General features: G+C 68.6%; 1 protein-coding gene. It reads left to right on the top strand.

The features are described 5' to 3' along the window. Positions 1 to 18 precede the first annotated feature (18 nt). Entirely contained in the window at positions 19 to 1,197 is a 1,179-nt protein-coding gene (locus tag Acy02nite_RS46145; protein ID WP_307872320.1) for an IS30 family transposase, read from the top strand. Positions 1,198 to 1,202: the final 5 nt, after the last annotated feature.

The following is a 1,202-nucleotide window of genomic DNA, read 5'->3' as shown; positions in this document are numbered from 1 at the left end:
CAGGCATATTTTGATCTTGTGACTCAAGGTGTCGGTACGAACGAGGCGGCTCGGCTGGTCGGCGTCGATCGCCGGACCGGCTATCAGTGGCGGGCCATGGAACCCGGCCGGGCCAGGATCGCGCCGCGCTCGTCGACCGGCCGGCTCCCGTCAGCTGGCATCCGGCCAGCTCGACCATCGGTCATCTCTGATCGTTTCCTGTCGGAGGCCGAACGCCTGGTCATCGCAGACCGGTTGTTCGAAGGCGTCACTCAGCAGGCGATCGCCGCCGAGCTGGGACGCGCGCCCAGCACGATCAGCCGCGAGGTCCGCCGTAACCGGCATCCCGGCAGCGGCGTCTACCGCCCCTACGCCGCTCAGGACCGCGCCGACAAGCGGCGGGCACGCCCGAAGACCAGCAAGATCGCCGCCTGCCCGCAGCTACGCGACCGGGTGCAGGCCATGCTGCAGGAGAAGAACAGTCCCGAGCAGATCAGCCGGCGATTGCGCCGTGACTTCCCCCAGCGAAGCGAGCTGCACGTGTCCCACGAGGCGATCTACCAGGAACTCTATGTCCAGGGCCGGGGCGCGTTACGCCGCGAGCTGACCGAGGCGCTGCGCACCGGCCGCGCGATGCGCCGCCCCCGCCGGCAGGCCGGACGCCGCCAGCCCCGCTTCACCGAGCCGATGGTGATGATCAGCGAACGGCCCGCCACCGCCGACGACCGCGCCGTGCCCGGACACTGGGAAGGCGACCTGATCATCGGCAAGGACAACCGATCCGCGATCGGCACCCTCGTCGAGCGGTGCACCCGCTACGTCCTGCTGATACACCTGGGCGCCGGCCGCAGCGCCGAACACGTCCGCGACGGCCTGATCACCGCCATGACCGGCCTGCCCCAGCACCTGAAGAAGTCACTGACCTGGGACCAAGGCGCCGAAATGGCACTGCACCACGAGTTCAGCATCACCGCGAACCTGCCGGTCTACTTCTGCGACCCGCACTCACCCTGGCAACGCGGCACCAACGAGAACACCAACGGCCTGCTACGCCAGTACTTCCCGAAAGGCACCGACCTGAGCCTGCACAGCCCCGAACACCTCGCCACCGTCGCCGCCGAACTCAACCGCCGGCCCCGCAAGACCCTCGGCTGGGACACCCCCGCCGAACGCCTGGCTAAAATCCTCGAAACCGACCGTGTTGCAACCACCCCTTGAATCCG

The organism is Actinoplanes cyaneus (genome assembly GCF_016862095.1).
Classification (GTDB): domain Bacteria; phylum Actinomycetota; class Actinomycetes; order Mycobacteriales; family Micromonosporaceae; genus Actinoplanes; species Actinoplanes cyaneus.
Note: the sequence above shows the minus strand (reverse complement) of the source record. Positions and strands in the feature narration are given on the sequence as shown.